Source organism: Agromyces sp. C10 (assembly GCF_023217995.1).
Lineage (GTDB): Bacteria > Actinomycetota > Actinomycetes > Actinomycetales > Microbacteriaceae > Agromyces > Agromyces indicus.
In genome coordinates, this window is record NZ_JALPSX010000004.1 from 235,431 (window position 1) to 250,300 (window position 14,870).

At 72.2% G+C, this 14,870-nt stretch carries 13 protein-coding genes; 5 read left to right on the plus strand and 8 right to left on the minus strand.

Annotation, left to right across the window (positions count from 1 at the left end; translation table 11 throughout):
- Nucleotides 1-7: 7 nt before the first annotated feature.
- Entirely contained in the window at nt 8-664 is a 657-nt protein-coding gene (locus M1L56_RS06330; RefSeq protein WP_248598585.1) for a MazG family protein, read from the minus strand.
- Between the two features lie 165 nt (nt 665-829).
- On the opposite strand from M1L56_RS06330, the gene nhaA reads away from it, so the two are divergent.
- Nucleotides 830-2,068 (plus strand): Na+/H+ antiporter NhaA, encoded by a 1,239-nt coding sequence (nhaA, locus tag M1L56_RS06335; protein WP_248598586.1) that lies wholly within the window; start codon nt 830-832, stop codon nt 2,066-2,068.
- 58 nt (nt 2,069-2,126) lie between these two features.
- Here nhaA and mfd read toward each other — a convergent pair whose 3' ends face one another.
- Nucleotides 2,127-5,798 carry a transcription-repair coupling factor gene (mfd, locus tag M1L56_RS06340; RefSeq protein WP_248598587.1) on the minus strand — a complete coding sequence of 1,224 codons (3,672 nt, stop codon included), beginning with the start codon at nt 5,796-5,798 and terminating at the stop codon, nt 2,127-2,129.
- 88 nt (nt 5,799-5,886) lie between these two features.
- On the opposite strand from mfd, the gene M1L56_RS06345 reads away from it, so the two are divergent.
- A complete protein-coding gene (locus M1L56_RS06345; protein WP_248598588.1) occupies nt 5,887-6,585 on the plus strand; it encodes an RNase H family protein in 699 nt (232 codons plus the stop codon).
- A gap of 4 nt (nt 6,586-6,589) precedes the next feature.
- Here M1L56_RS06345 and pth read toward each other — a convergent pair whose 3' ends face one another.
- On the minus strand, nt 6,590-7,174 hold the full coding sequence (gene pth, locus M1L56_RS06350) for an aminoacyl-tRNA hydrolase (RefSeq protein ID WP_248598626.1): 585 nt from the start codon (nt 7,172-7,174) through the stop codon (nt 6,590-6,592).
- Nucleotides 7,175-7,337: 163 nt separating this feature from the next.
- Nucleotides 7,338-7,985 carry a 50S ribosomal protein L25/general stress protein Ctc gene (locus tag M1L56_RS06355; protein WP_248598589.1) on the minus strand — a complete coding sequence of 216 codons (648 nt, stop codon included), beginning with the start codon at nt 7,983-7,985 and terminating at the stop codon, nt 7,338-7,340.
- A gap of 235 nt (nt 7,986-8,220) precedes the next feature.
- Here M1L56_RS06355 and M1L56_RS06360 point away from each other — a divergent pair, with 235 nt between their 5' ends.
- Nucleotides 8,221-8,937 carry a FadR/GntR family transcriptional regulator gene (locus tag M1L56_RS06360; protein ID WP_067949942.1) on the plus strand — a complete coding sequence of 239 codons (717 nt, stop codon included), beginning with the start codon at nt 8,221-8,223 and terminating at the stop codon, nt 8,935-8,937.
- A 17-nt stretch (nt 8,938-8,954) separates the two neighbouring features.
- Here M1L56_RS06360 and M1L56_RS06365 read toward each other — a convergent pair whose 3' ends face one another.
- The 4 genes from M1L56_RS06365 to M1L56_RS06380 all read right to left on the minus strand — a co-directional run bounded on the left by M1L56_RS06365 (nt 8,955) and on the right by M1L56_RS06380 (nt 12,815).
- Entirely contained in the window at nt 8,955-10,007 is a 1,053-nt protein-coding gene (locus M1L56_RS06365; protein WP_248598590.1) for an L-idonate 5-dehydrogenase, read from the minus strand.
- A gap of 23 nt (nt 10,008-10,030) precedes the next feature.
- On the minus strand, nt 10,031-10,798 hold the full coding sequence (locus M1L56_RS06370) for an SDR family oxidoreductase (protein WP_248598591.1): 768 nt from the start codon (nt 10,796-10,798) through the stop codon (nt 10,031-10,033).
- Nucleotides 10,799-10,808: 10 nt separating this feature from the next.
- Nucleotides 10,809-12,212: a GntP family permease gene (locus tag M1L56_RS06375; RefSeq protein WP_248598592.1), complete on the minus strand. Its 1,404-nt coding sequence runs from the start codon at nt 12,210-12,212 to the stop codon at nt 10,809-10,811.
- A gap of 69 nt (nt 12,213-12,281) precedes the next feature.
- The gene (locus M1L56_RS06380) at nt 12,282-12,815 is read right to left on the minus strand and encodes a gluconokinase (protein ID WP_248598593.1); all 534 of its coding nucleotides are present in this window, start codon (nt 12,813-12,815) and stop codon (nt 12,282-12,284) included.
- Nucleotides 12,816-13,017: 202 nt separating this feature from the next.
- On the opposite strand from M1L56_RS06380, the gene gndA reads away from it, so the two are divergent.
- Both gndA and M1L56_RS06390 read left to right on the plus strand, forming a co-directional pair.
- The gene (gene gndA / locus M1L56_RS06385; protein WP_248598594.1) at nt 13,018-14,481 is read left to right on the plus strand and encodes an NADP-dependent phosphogluconate dehydrogenase; all 1,464 of its coding nucleotides are present in this window, start codon (nt 13,018-13,020) and stop codon (nt 14,479-14,481) included.
- A gap of 30 nt (nt 14,482-14,511) precedes the next feature.
- Nucleotides 14,512-14,865, plus strand: a complete 354-nt coding sequence (locus M1L56_RS06390) for a YidH family protein (protein WP_067950000.1) — start codon at nt 14,512-14,514, stop codon at nt 14,863-14,865.
- Nucleotides 14,866-14,870: the final 5 nt, after the last annotated feature.

Below are 14,870 nucleotides of genomic sequence, written 5' to 3' on the forward strand. Positions count from 1 at the left end.
GCGCCCGTCACGCCTCGGCGGCGCGCACGTCGTCCTGCAGCGAGCGGATGGCGCCGCGCAGCGCCCGCTCGGCGTCGAGGCCCTGCGCGCGGGCGGACGCGACGAGCGCGAGGAGCGTGTCGCCGAGTTCCGCCTCCGTGGTCGGTGCGGCAGCGGCATCCGTCGGCTCACGGGTCACGCCCACCTTCTCGGCCTTGCCGAGCAGCTTCTGCGAGAGCGCGAGTGCCGGCATGCCCTGCGGCACGCCGTCGAGGACGCTCGTCCGGTGCGGCTTCTCACCGGCTTTGAGCTCGTCCCAGAACGCGACCACGTCGGCGGCCGTCTCGGCCTCGCGGTCGCCGAAGACGTGCGGATGCCGCGCGACCATCTTCGCCGTCATGTGCCGGGCCACATCGTCGATGTCGTAGTCCTCGCCCGGGGTGTGCGCCGCGAGGTCCGCGTGGAAGAGCACCTGGTAGAGCACGTCGCCGAGCTCCTCGATCATCTCCTCGCGCGAGCCGGACTCGATCGCGTCGATGAGCTCCCAGCACTCCTCGACGAGGTACTGCACGAGCGACTCGTGGGTCTGCTCCGCATCCCACGGGCAGCCGCCGGGACCGCGGAGCCGTCCGACCATCGCGACGAGCTCGAGCAGTCCGTCTCCGGACGCGGGGGCCTGCGTCATCCGTCGTCACCTTCCCGTCCGCGTATTGCGGCTCCTCCCAGCGAGCGTAATCGCGGCCCGATAGACTCCGTACCCGGGGTGCCGGGAAGTCTGGTCGGCCGACGCGATGCGTCGTTCACGTCCCCGCGCGCCCGCCCGGTCGCGCTCGTCTTCCCCAGAGGTGCCATGAACATCCTCCGCTCCGAGCGCGTCTCCGCGTCGCTCCTGCTGTCCGCCGCCGTGCTCGGCCTGCTGCTGGCGAACCTCGCGTTCGGCCCGGCGCTGATCGACCTGAAGCACGCCTACCTGCAGGTGCCCTTCACTCCCCTGAAGCTCTCGGTCGGACACTGGATCAGCGACGGCCTCCTGGCGATCTTCTTCTTCATCGTCGCGATCGAGCTGCGCCGCGAGCTCGTCATCGGCGAGCTCAACAGCCTCTCGAAGGCCGCGCTGCCCGCGATCGCCGCGATCGGCGGCGTCGTCGTCCCCGCGGGGGTGTTCCTCGTCTTCGCCGGCAACGGGCCGACCTCCGACGGCTGGCCGATCCCCACAGCGACCGACATCGCGTTCGCGCTCGGCGTGCTGGCGATGTTCGGCCGGTTCATCCCGACCCGGGTGCGCGTCTTCCTGCTCGCGCTGGCCGTGCTCGACGACCTCATCGCGATCCTGCTGATCGCCTTCTTCTTCACCGCCGACGCCGACCTCACGTGGCTCGGGTTCGCCGCCATCACCGTGACGCTCTTCGGCATGACCAGCCGGCTCCTCCGCCCCCGGTCGCCGTACGTGCTCGCGCGCCGGGCGCAGTGGCCCGTGATCGTCGCGCTGGTCGTCCTCGGCGTGCTCACGTGGAGCTTCGTCTACCTCTCGGGCGTGCACGCCACCATCGCGGGCGTGATGCTGGGCCTCGTGATGTCGCGGCGTCCCGCCGGCCGGGTCATGCACGAACTCGAGCCGTGGTCGAACGGCGTGGTGCTGCCGCTCTTCGCGTTCTCCGCCGCGCTCGTCGCGGTGCCGCAGGTGCGTCCGAGCGAGCTCGACCCGGCGTTCTGGGGCATCCTCGTCGGCCTGCCCGTCGGCAAGATCGTGGGCGTGACGATCGTCGGCGGCATCGCGACCTGGTTCGTCGGCCGCCGCAAGGGCATCACGCCGTTGACCTGGGCCGACATCGCGACCGTCGGCGCCCTCGCCGGCATCGGCTTCACGGTGTCGCTGCTCATGAACGAGCTCGCGTTCCGCGAGTACCCCGACGTGATCGACCAGGGCACCGTGGCCGTGCTGCTCGGCTCCGGCGCGGCGATGATCGTCTCCGCCGTGCTCGTCACCCTCCGGTCGCGGCACTACCGCCGGCTCGGCGAGCAGAAGGGCGTCGGCGGGGCGATGTCGCGCAACGCCGCTCCGCCGATGGAGGAGGCCGACCGGACCTGACGACGACGGGGGCGGATGCTGCGGCATCCGCCCCCGTCTCGTTGCGGGCCCGCGGGACTCAGCCGGCCGTCGCCGCCGCGCCGTCGGCGACCGGCTGCTCGACCGGGAAGATCACGCCGATGAGGTTCGAGACCCACTCGATGAGGTCGGCGTCGCCCGGAGCCTCGCCGCCGGGCGTGGGGAACGGCACGAGGATGACGTCGTTCTGCGCGAACAGCTTCGCGCCCGGGTACATGCGCTCCAGCCGCACACGTCGCGAGTCGGGGAGCCGGGCCGGCGCGATGCGCAGCTTCGAGCCGGTCGCGATGACGTCGGAGAGTCCCGCGAGCTGGGCCTTGCGCCGCAGGCGCGAGATCGCGACGAGGTGCTCGACCGCCTCGGGCGGCTCGCCGTAGCGGTCGACGAGTTCCTCGACCACGAGGTCGATCTGGTCCTCCTTCGCCGCCGGCCCGCTCGCGGCCGACAGCTTCTGGTAGGCCTCGAGCCGCAGCCGCTCGCTGTCGACGTAGTCCTCGGGGATGTGCGCGTCGACGGGCAGTTCGAGCCGGAGCTCGGTCTGCCCCTCGGCGACCTCGCCGCGGAACGCGCTCACTGCCTCGCCGATCATGCGCAGGTACAGGTCGAACCCGACGCCGGCGATGTGACCGGCCTGTTCCGCGCCGAGGAGGTTGCCGGCGCCGCGGATCTCGAGGTCCTTCAGGGCGACCTGCATGCCGCTGCCGAGCTCGTTGTTGGCCGCGATCGTCTCGAGGCGGTCGTGGGCCGTCTCGGAGAGGGGCTTGGCCGGGTCGTAGAGGAAGTACGCGTACGCGCGCTCGCGCCCGCGCCCCACGCGGCCCCGGAGCTGGTGCAGCTGGCTCAGGCCGTACTTGTCGGCGCGATCGATGATGATCGTGTTCGCGTTGGCGATGTCGAGGCCCGTCTCGATGATCGTCGTCGAGACGAGCACGTCGAACCTGCGCTCCCAGAAGTCGACGACGATCTGCTCGAGCACGTGTTCGTTGAGCTGTCCGTGCGCGACCGCGATACGCGCCTCGGGCACGAGCTCGGCCAGCTGCGCGGCGACCCGGTTGATGGACGAGACGCGGTTGTGCACGAAAAACACCTGGCCCTCGCGGAGCATCTCGCGACGGATCGCGGCGGCGACCTGCTGGTCGGAGTAGGGCCCGACGTAGGTGAGGATCGGGTGGCGGTCCTCCGGCGGCGTCGCGAGCGTGGACATCTCCCGGATGCCGGTCACGGCCATCTCGAGCGTGCGCGGGATCGGCGTCGCGCTCATCGCGAGGATGTCGACGTTGGTCTTGAGCTTCTTCAGCTGGTCCTTGTGCTCGACGCCGAACCGCTGCTCCTCGTCGATGACGAGCAGCCCCAGATCCTTGAACTTCACCTGCTCGGTGAGGATCCGGTGGGTGCCGATGACCATGTCGACGGTGCCGTCGGCGAGGCCGGCGACGGTCTCGCGCACCTCCTTGTCGGTCTGGAACCGGCTGAGGGCCCGCACGTGGACCGGGAACCCGGCGAAGCGCTCGGAGAACGTCTCGAGGTGCTGCTTGACGAGCAGGGTGGTCGGCACGAGCATCGCGACCTGCTTGCCGTCCTGGATCGCCTTGAACGCCGCGCGGACGGCGACCTCGGTCTTGCCGAACCCGACGTCGCCGGCCAGCAGTCGGTCCATCGGGATGGGCCGCTGCATGTCGGCCTTGACCTCGTCGATCGTCTGCAGCTGGTCGGGCGTCTCGGCGTAGGGGAACGCCTCCTCGAGCTCGTGCTGCCATGGGGTGTCGGGCCCGAACGCGTGCCCCTTGGCCGCCATGCGAGCCGAGTAGAGCTTGACGAGCTCGACGGCGATGTCGCGGACGGCCCTCCGGGCGCGGCTCTTGGCCTGCGCCCAGTCGCTGCCGCCCATCTTCGACAGCGAGGGCGCCTCGCCGCCGACGTACCGCGAGAGCAGGTCGAGCTGGTCCATGGGCACGTAGAGCCGGTCGCCGGCCTGGCCGCGCTTGGACGGGGCGTACTCGAGCACGACGTACTCGCGCACCGACTTGGGCGCCTGCTGGATGCCGGCCGTGCGACTCGGTCCGGTCGGTCGCGTGCCCGTGGCGACCTCGCGCTGCACGAGCTCGACGAACCGGCCGATGCCGTGCGTGGAGTGCACGACGTGGTCGCCCGGCTTCAGCTGCAGGGGGTCGACGACGTTGCGGCGACGGCTGGCGAGCTTCTTGACCTGCCGGGTGTCGTAGCCGGCCGACCGACCGTAGAACTCGGCTTCGGCGATCAGCCCGACCTTCGCCTCGGGCACCTCGAAGCCGGCCGAGGCCTGGGCCTGCACGAGGAACGCGACGCCGGGTTCGAGCTCGGCGGGCACCTCGTCGACGAGGCGGCCGGCGAGCCCGTGCTCGGCCAGCACGTCTCGGGCGCGCTCGACGAGGCCGTGGCCGGCGGCGGCGACCACGAGGCTCCAGCCGTCGCGGAGGCGCTCGCCGACGTGGGCGACGGCGCCCTCGACGTTGCCCTGGAAGCTCGGTACGCTCGCCGCCGCGATGCGGACGTACGCGCCGTCCGGACCGCCGGACGCCTCGCCGATCGCCTCGGCGGCGTCGCCCTGGTCGAAGCTCGAGAAGGTCCACCAGGCCCGCCGCGGGTCGGGCTCGCCCGGTGCGCTGTGCAGCGCCGACTCGCGGAGCTCGCGCAGCGTGAGGAAGTCGCCGGCCTCGAGGTCGATCGGCGCGGCGGCGCCGGCGGTCGCGGCGTTCCATGCTGCGGCGAGGAACTCGCGGTTCGTCTCGGCGAGGTTGACGGCCCGGGAGGCGACGCGCTCGGGCGCGACGACGGCCACGGCGGCGCCCGCCGGGAGGTAGGTCGTCACCGGCACCAGCCGGTCGAGCAGCGCCGGCGCGAGCGACTCCATCCCCTCGACCGGGATGCCCTCGGCGACCTTCTCGAGGATGCCCGAGAGGTTGGGGAACTCGTGGACCATCTCGCGTGCCCGCTGGCGCACGGGTTCGGTGAGGAGCAGCTCGCGGCTCGGCGGGAGCTCGACGCGCTCGACCTTCTCGGGGAGCGACCGCTGGTCGGCGACGGAGAAGGCCCGCAGTTCCTCGACCTCGTCGCCGAAGAAGTCGACCCGCACCGGGTGGTCGGCGGTCGGCGGGAACACGTCGAGGATGCCGCCGCGCACCGCGAACTCGCCGCGACGCGACACCATGTCGACGCGCGCGTACGCGAGGTCCACGAGGCGCAACGCGATCCGGGACAGGTCGTACCCGCGCGCGCCCCGGGCGAGCACGATCGGCTCGAGGTCGCCGAGGTTGTCGGCGACCGGCTGCAGCGCGGCGCGCACCGAGGCGACGACGACGAGCGGATGGCGCGCGCCCTCCGCCTCCCACGTGCGCAGCCGGCGCAGGGCGTGCAGGCGTCGGCCGACGGTCTCGGCGGACGGACTCAGCCGTTCGTGCGGCAACGTCTCCCAGGCGGGGAACTCGAGGAGCTCGCCGTGCTCGAGGTACGGCTCGAGCGACGCGCGGAGGGCCTCCCCCTCGCGGCTGGTCGCCGTCACGGCGAACAGGGCCGGCGCGAGCCCGGCCTCGCGGCGACGCTCGAGCAGCGCGGCGAGCATCGGCGCAGCGAGGCCCGCGGGCGCGGAGAAGTCCGCGTTCCGCTCGGCCTCCGCGAGGGCTCGTTCGATCGTGGAGGCGCGCGAAAGCGCCGTGTTCAAGCCCTGCAGGATCACCGGAGCAGTCTACGCGCGCCCCCTGACAGCCCTCCGATGTCGCAGCGCGCCGATAGCATGGTCGCCGTTCCCGACCGGAAGGACCCGCATGATCATCGCCGCCGCCGACGGATCCGCCCTCGGCAACCCCGGTCCGGCCGGGTGGTCGTGGTACGTCGATGACGGATGCTGGGCCGCGGGCGGGTGGCCGCACGGCACCAACAACCAGGGCGAGCTCACGGCCGTCCTCGAGTTGTTCCGGGCCACGGCGCACCTCGACGAGGAACTGCTCGTGCAGTGCGACAGCCAGTACGTGATCAACGCGCTGACGAAGTGGATGCCGAACTGGAAGCGCAAGGGCTGGCGCAAGGCCGACGGCTCCCCCGTGCTGAACCTCGAGCTCATGCAGTCGCTCGACGAGGCGCTGCGCGGCCGTCGCTACCGGTTCGAATGGGTTCGCGGGCACGCCGGGCACCCGATGAACGAGGCCGCGGACGAGCGTGCGCGCGCGGTCGCGATCGCCTACCAGCGGGGCGGCGACATCCCCACGGGCCCCGGCTGGACGGGGGCGTGCGAACCCGCCGTCGATGCGATCGTCTCCCCCGGGACGATCGACCTCCCGGACGCCGCCGACGACGCCGACGCGGGCGAGGTGCCCGCCGACGCGGCGCTGTTCGACTTCGACGACCCCACCGCCGACTGGACCACGCTCTCGCTCGAGCTCACGACCGAGGAGCACACGCGGCTCGTCGAGCGCGCCCGCGCCGCCGGCGTCTCACCGGAGGAGTTCCTCCGCGGCCTGATCTAGCGGCTCAGGCCGGCGAGTGGAAGCGCTGCTGCGCGGCCACGAGCCCGTCCGTGACGATCGACTCCACGGCGTCCGCGGCATCCGCCAGCAGGTTCGGCAGCGCCTCGCGCTCGGCCCCGGCGAAGTCGCGGAGCACGTAGTCGGCGGCGTCCATGCGACCCGGGGGTCGGCCGATCCCGACGCGCACGCGCGTGAACTCGGGCGATCCCGCGGCCTTCTGGATGTCGCGCAGCCCGTTGTGGCCGCCGTGGCCGCCGCCGCGCTTCAGCCGCACGGTGTCGAACGGGATGTCGAGCTCGTCGTGCACCACGATGAGCCGGTCGATCGGCAGCGAGTAGAACTTCAGCAGCGCCGAGACCGGCCCGCCCGAGGCGTTCATGTAGCTGTTGGGCTTGGCGAGGACGAGCTTGGGGCGCCCCGGGCCGAGGAACCCCTCGGCGACGCGCGACGGCGTCTTGTGGCTCTTGAACGTCGCGCCGATGCGCGACGCGAGCTCGTCGGCGACCATCTGGCCGACGTTGTGGCGGTTGCCCGCGTACTGGGCGCCGGGGTTGCCGAGGCCGACCACAAGCCAGGTGTTGTCGGACACGACCTCGTCCTTCCGGCGGTGCAGGAGGCGGTCGAGCAGGTTCACGGATGCCTCCGGGGCGGGGGTGGTGGGAACGGCGGAGGGCCTGCGGCCCGCGTCCGAGCGTACCCGGATGCGGCGCCGCAGGCCCTCACGTCGAATCGATCGATCGGGGTGCGGTCGACTACTCGGCCGACTCGCCCTCGGTCGCGGCCTCCTCGACGGCGCCCTCGGCCTCGGAGACCTCGCCCTCGGTCTCCTCGCCCTCGGCGGTCTCCTCGCCGAGGTCGACCTTCTGCGGCACGTGCACGTTGATGACCAGCGTCTCGGGGTCGCTGATGAGGGTCGCGCCCTTGGGCAGCTCGACCTCGTTCGCGAGCACCTTGGTGCCGTCCTCGAGGCCCTCGACCGAGACGGTGATGTTCTCGGGGATGTGCGTCGCCTCGACCTCGAGCAGGAGGGTGACGGCGTCGAGGTCGGCGATCGTGCCGGAGGCGGGCTCGCCCTCGACGTGCACGGGGACCTCGACCTGGACCTTCTCGCCGCGCTTGATGACGACGAGGTCGATGTGCTCGATGAGCTGGCGCACCGGGTCCTTCTGGACGTCCTTCACGAGCGCGAGCTGGCTCTTGCCGCCGATCTGGAGGTCGAGCACCGCGTTGGCCTTGCGGATGAGCAGCGCGACCTCGTGGCCCGGCAGCGTCAGGTGGCGGGGGTCGGTGCCGTGGCCGTAGAGCACGGCGGGGATCTTGTCGGCGGCGCGGATCTTGCGCGCCGCGCCCTTGCCGAACGACTCGCGCGGCTCGGCGACGATCTTGTTGTCTTCGTCCATGGTGATGGCTCCTAGCGGGCTCGCGGCCCAGAGTGGGGTTTCTGATGTCGTCTCGAACGCCCGGCACTGCGCGTACGCAGCCAGCGTGAGGAACAGCCGTGAGTCTCGTTCCACCGCGTCGATCACGGATGCCGCACCGGGCGGGCCCGGCTCCGGCGGCATCCCTCGCCGAAGTTCAATCGCCCAGTCTACCGGATGCCGCGGTCGGGGCTGCGCGCGCCGATATCCTCGACCCATGAGCTCCCGCCTGCACGACCTCGTGGTCGACACCCTCGGCCGCCGCGTGGTGCAGGGCGAACTCGCCGAGGGCACGACGATGCTCGCGGAGGAGCTCGAGCGCGAGTTCGGCGTCTCGCGCTCGGTCGTCCGCGAGGCGGTCCGCGCGCTGCAGTCGCTGGGGCTCGTCGAGTCCGCCAAGCGCGTCGGCATCCGCGTGCTGCCGATGGCCCGCTGGAACGTGTTCGACGCCTCGGTGATCCGCTGGCGGCTCGCCGCGGACGCGCACGGCGTCCAGCTGCGCTCCCTCACCGAACTGCGCGCCGCCGTGGAGCCGGCCGCGGCCGAGCTGGCGGCCCGCTTCGGTCCGGATGGACTCGCGGCGGAGCTCATCGCGATCGCGGGCCGCATGCGCGCGGTCGGCCGGGCGGGCGATCTGGCGACGTTCCTCGACCTCGACATCCGCTTCCACGCGCTCGTGCTCGCGGCATCCGGCAACGAGATGTTCGCCAAGCTCGAGGGGGTCATCGCCGAGGTGCTGCGCGGCCGGACCGAGCACGGGCTCATGCCCGACCACCCGCACGAGGAGGCGCTGCAGCTGCACGTCGACGTGGCCGACGCGATCCTCGGACGGCGACCCGACGAGGCCCGCGAGGCCATGGACCGCATCATGCGCCGCACGGTCGACGAGGTCGAGTCCGTGTGGGCGGGCCGGCCGCGCGTCCACCTCGCGTAGCCGGCCCGCCGGTCGGGTCACGAGAAGCGCAGCAGCACCTTGCCGCTGGTGGCGGCGTCCGTCGCGGTCTCGAACGCCGCGAGGGCGTCGGCCGCGTCGAACTCGTGGGTGACGACGGCCCCCACCGCGAGCGAGCCGTCGGCGAGCGCCGCGACGACCTCGTCGATCTCGTCGTTGAAGCGGAACGAACCGACGAGTTCGAGCTCGCGCGTGATCGCGAGCGAGACGGGCACCGGCTGGTCGCCCGTGGGCAGGAGCCCGACCATCACGACGCGACCGCCTCGGGCGGTGCCGCGGATGGCCGAGCCCAGGCCGAGCGGGTTGCCGGACGTCTCGAAGGCGACGTCCGCCTCGACGGCGGCGATCGCGTCGGCGTCCCGGGCGTCGACCGTCCGAGTCGCTCCCGCCTCGCGCGCGATCCGCAGCGGCAGGTCGTGCAGGTCGACCGCGACGATCTCGGCGGCGCCGGCCCGGCGCAGCACGGCGACCGTGAGGGCGCCGATCGGCCCGCTGCCCACCACGAGCGCGCGACGCCCCCGCACCTCGCCGGCGCGGCCCACCGCGTGCCACGCCACGCTCGCGGGCTCCACCAGGGCGGCGTCGCGCAGCGCGAGCCCCGCCGGGAGCGCCCGAAGCATCCGCGCCGGGAGCACCGCATGGCGTGCGAAGGCGCCGTCGGTGTGCGGCACCCGGGCGGCGCTGCCGAGGTAGGTGCACCCCGGCGAGAGGTTCGGGCGATCGGCCGGGTACCGCGCGCCGTCGCCGGGCCCGGGGGTGGCCGGGTGCACGGCGACGGGCGTGCCCGCTGCGGGACCGGTCCCGTCGGCGGCCGCGCGGACGACGGTGCCCACGACCTCGTGGCCGAGCACCATCGGGTTCCGGAGGATCGACTCGCCCGCCGCGCCGTGGCGCCAGTAGTGCAGGTCGGACCCGCACACGCCCCCGTAGGCGATCTCGACCACGGCGTCTCCCGGTCCCGGCGCGGGGACCGGGACCGGTTCGACGCGGAGGTCGCCGGCGCCGTGGGCCACCACGCCCAGCGTGGTCTCGGGGATCTGCTGCTCGTTCATCCGTTCCCTTCCGTCCGTCGCCGTCACACGACCGCGGTCATGCCGCCGTCGACGAAGACCACCTGGCCGTTGACGTAGTCCGACCCGTCCGAGGCGAGCCACACGGCCGGCCCGATCAGGTCCTGGGTGGTCCCCCACCGGTGCGCGGGCGTGCGCCCCGTGATCCAGGCGTTGAAGTCGGCGTCGTCGACGAGGTTCTGCGTCATCTGCGTGTGGATGTACCCGGGCGCGATCGCGTTCACCTGCAGCCCGTGCGCGGCCCACTCGGCCGTCATCGCGCGGGTGAGGTTGCGGATGCCGCCCTTGGAGGCGGTGTACGCGCCGATGGTCGGCCGAGCGAGATCGGCCTGCACCGAGGCGACGTTGATGATCTTGCCCCGCCCGCGGGGGATCATGCGGCGGGCCGCCTCGCGACCGACGAGGAAGGCGCTCGTGAGATTGGTGCGGATCACCCGGTCCCAGTCCGCGGGGTCGAGTTCGAGCATCGGGACGCGGTGCTGGACTCCGGCGTTGTTCACGAGGATCCGCAGGTCACCCACGTCGCGCTCGACGCGCGCGATGCCGTCGGCGGCGGCCGCGGCATCCGTCACGTCGAAGGCGACGGATGCCACGCGCCCCGCACCGTACCGGTCGGCGAACGCCTCGTGCGCCGCCCGGAGCCGGTCGGGGTCGACGCCGTGCAGGACGATCGTGGCGCCCGCGTCGGCGAGCCCCGCCGCGATGGCGCGGCCGATGCCGCGGCTCGAGCCGGTGACGAGCGCGACGCGCCCGGTGAGGTCGAAGAGGTCCACGGCCGCCCTCCTAGAAGCCGCTCGCGAGCAGGTAGATCGTGAGGGACAGCGCGAAGCCGATGATGCCGACGAGCGCCTGGCCGACCGTCCAGGTCTTCAGCGTGGTCTTGGTGTCCATGCCGAAGAACCGGGAGACCAGCCAGAAGCCGGAGTCGTTGACGTGACCGGCGAACACGGAGCCGGCGGCCAGGCTCAGCACGATCGCGGCGAGCTCGACCGGGTTGTAGGCGGCGTTGTCGAGGACCACCGGCTGCACGAGCGCGGCGGCGGTCGTGAGCGCGACGGTGGCCGAGCCCTGGGCGAGGCGCACGACGGCGGCGATCACGAACCCGGCGACGATGACCGGCAGCCCGATCGCGTCGAGGGACTCCGCGATGGCGTTGCCGATGCCGCTCGCCCGGAGCACGCCGCCGAACATGCCGCCGGCGCCGGTGATGAGGATGATCGAGCAGACCGGGCCGAGGGCGCTGTCGACGACCGTCTCGACGAGGCTGCGCGGCTTGCGGTTGCGCCAACCGAGCAGCCACATGGCGAACAGGACGGTGATGAGCAGCGCGATGGGCGTCTCGCCGAGCAGGCGGAGGATCTGCACCCACGTGTCCTCGAGCGAGACGAGGCCCGCGGTGGCCGCCATGTTGAGGCCGGTGTTGAGGAAGATCAGGCCGAGGGGCAGGAGCAGCAGGAAGAGGATCGTGCCGAGCTTCGGGGTGGATCGGAACTCCTGCTCGGGCGATTCCGCCGGGGCGTCGAGGATCATCGGCACGGGCAGGTCGATGCGCCGCCCGAGGAACCGGCCGAAGAGGTAGCCGACGACGTACCAGGTGGGGATCGCGACGACGAGGCCGAGGACCAGCACGAGACCCACGTCGGCGCCGAGCAGGCCGGTCGCGGCCACCGGGCCCGGGTGCGGCGGGACGAAGATGTGCATGACCGAGAACGCCGTCGCGGCCGGGAACGCGTAGAGCAGCAGCGACCCGCCGAGGCGCCGGGCGACGGTGAAGATGATCGGCAGCATGACCACGAGGCCCGCGTCGAAGAAGATCGGGAAGCCGAACATGAGCGACGCGATCGACAGCGCGAGCGGGGCCCGCTTCTCACCGAACCGGGAGATGAGCGCGTTGGTGAGCACCTCGGCGCCACCCGAGACCTCGAGCATCCGGCCGAGCATGGCGCCGAGGCCGACGAGGAGTGCGACGCTCGCGAGCGTGCCGCCGAATCCCGTGAGGAGGGTGGGCACGAGCTGGCCGGCGGGGATGCCGGTGGCGATGGCGGTGAGCACGCTCACGATCACCAGGGCGATGAACGCGTGGATGCGGAACTTCATGATGAGCAGCAGCAGCGCGGCGATCGCCGCGGCCGCCACCGCGAGGAGGCCCGGCGTGCCGAGCGTCCAGTTGAGGTCGAGGTCGGTCATCTTCGTCCTTGTTCGAGAGTGGTGGTCGGGGTCGGGTGGTGCTGGATGGTTGGCGGGCGACCTGCGGCGTCAGCCGTGGTCCGGGGCGCCCTCGTCCAGGACGCCGAGCGCGTCGCGGACATCCGCGACGATCTCGGCGGGGTCGCGGCGGACGTCGACGCGGATGCCGCGCTCGTCCTCCTCGAGGGGCTCGAGCGCGTCGAACTGCGACGCGAGCAGGCTCACGGGCATGTACTCGTGGGTGCGCCCGAGCTGACGGTCCGCGATGAGGTCGGGGTCGCCGACGAGGTGCACGAAGACCGTCGAGGGCGCGTAGGCGACGAGCTGGTCGCGGTACCGACGCCGGAGCGCCGAGCAGGCGACGACGATCGGCCGGCCTTCCGCCAGCTCCGCGCCGATGCGCAGCGCGATGATCTCGAGCCAGGGCGCGCGGTCCTCGTCGTCGAGCGGCTGGCCGGCGGCCATCTTCGCCTTGTTGGCGCTGGGGTGCAGGTCGTCGCCGTCGATGAACTCCACGCCGAAGGCCGCCGCCAGCGCGGCGCCGATGGTCGACTTCCCCGATCCGGAGACGCCCATCACGATGATGGGGGTGCGAAGTGCCATGGTGCTGCTCCTCAGACGCGTCATTACATCTGATTCCAACACCCGACTCGCGGGTTTAAATCAGATTTATTGCAGGTACGATAGCACAGCGTCGGCGCGGACGGTCACGGGGACTCCCGACGACACACGGGGCGGGCGTGTCCTACGCTTGACCCGATCCCCCGACGGAGCGAGGCGCCGCTGCGCGGCGCGAGGAGGAATGATGGCGGAGACCACGGGCACGGCGAACATCGGCGTCGTCGGACTCGCAGTGATGGGGTCGAACCTGGCCCGCAACCTGGCGAGTCGCGAGGGCAACACGGTGGCCGTGTTCAACCGCTCCCCGGAGCGCACGCGCACCCTCACCACCGAGCACCCCGAGGCCGGGTTCGTCGCCGCCGAGGGCTACGACGAGTTCGTCGCCTCGCTCGCGAAGCCCCGCACCGCGATCATCATGGTCCAGGCCGGCCGGGGCACCGACGCGGTGATCTCCGAGCTCGTCAAGCGGTTCGAGCCCGGCGACATCATCGTCGACGGCGGCAACGCGAACTTCCACGACACCATCCGTCGCGAGGCGGAGATCGCGCCGACCGGCATCCACTTCGTCGGCGCCGGCATCTCGGGCGGAGAAGAGGGCGCGCTGAACGGCCCCTCGATCATGCCCGGCGGCTCGGCCGAGTCGTACGAGACGCTCGGCCCGATCCTCGCCTCGATCGCCGCGGTCGCCGAGGGCGAGCCGTGCGTCACCCACGTCGGCACCGACGGCGCCGGCCACTTCGTCAAGATGGTGCACAACGGCATCGAGTACGCCGACATGCAGCTCATCGCCGAGGCCTACGACCTCATCCGACAGGGCACCGGCAAGTCCCCCGCCGAGATCGCCGACATCTTCGCTGAGTGGAACACCGGCGAGCTCGAGAGCTACCTCATCGAGATCACCGCCGAGGTGCTCCGGCAGACGGATGCCGAGACCGGGCAGCCGCTCGTCGACGTCATCCTCGACGAGGCCGGCGCGAAGGGCACCGGCGCCTGGACCGTGCAGAACGCGCTCGACCTGGGCGTGCCCGTGTCGGGCATCGCGGAGGCCGTGTTCGCCCGCAGCCTCTCGTCCAAGCGGGCGCAGCGCGACGCCGCCGCCGACCTGCCCGGCCCCTCGGGCGAGTGGACCGTCGCCCCGGAGGACGCCGACGCCTTCGTCGAGGACGTGCGCCGCGCCCTCTACGCGTCGAAGATCATCGCCTACTCCCAGGGCTTCGACGAGATCGTCGCGGGCGCCGAGCAGTTCGGCTGGGACGTCAAGAAGGGCGAGATCGCGAAGATCTGGCGCGCGGGCTGCATCATCCGCGCGCGCTTCCTCAACCGCATCGCCGAGGCCTACGCCCAGGACCCGGGCCTCGTCGCCCTCGTGACCGCGCCGTACTTCCGCGACGCCGTCGCCGGCGCGCAGGACAGCTGGCGCCGCGTCGTGCAGGTCGCCGCCGGCGCCGGCATCCCCACGCCCGCCTTCTCGTCGTCGCTCGCGTACTACGACGGCCTCCGCGCCCCGCGCCTCCCCGCCGCACTCGTACAGGGCCAGCGCGACTTCTTCGGCGCCCACACCTACAAGCGCGTCGACAAGCCCGGCGTGTTCCACACGCTCTGGTCGGGCGACCGCTCGGAGATCGAGACCACGCCCTCGTCGCACTGAGCGTCGGGCACGGGTGAGACGGAGCGGATGATGCCGAGGCCGTCGTGGCAGCAGGAGGGGCAGGACCCCGACTACCGGTTCACGCTGGCCAACGAGCGCACGTTCCTCGCCTGGATCCGGACCGCGCTCGCCCTGCTCGCGGGCGGTGTGCTGCTGCACCAGTTCGCCGTCGGGCTCGAACCGCGGGTGGTGCTCGTCATCGTCGCGGTCGGGCTCGGGCTCGTCTCCACCGCGCTCAGCGTCGTCGCGTACACCCGGTGGCGCGCGAACGAGATCGCCATGCGGCACGGACGGCCGCTCCCCTACGGCTGGGCGCTGCCCGTGCTCGCCGCCACAAGCCTCCTGACGGCAGCGGTGCTCACGGTCGTCCTGATCGTGTCGTGAGGCCG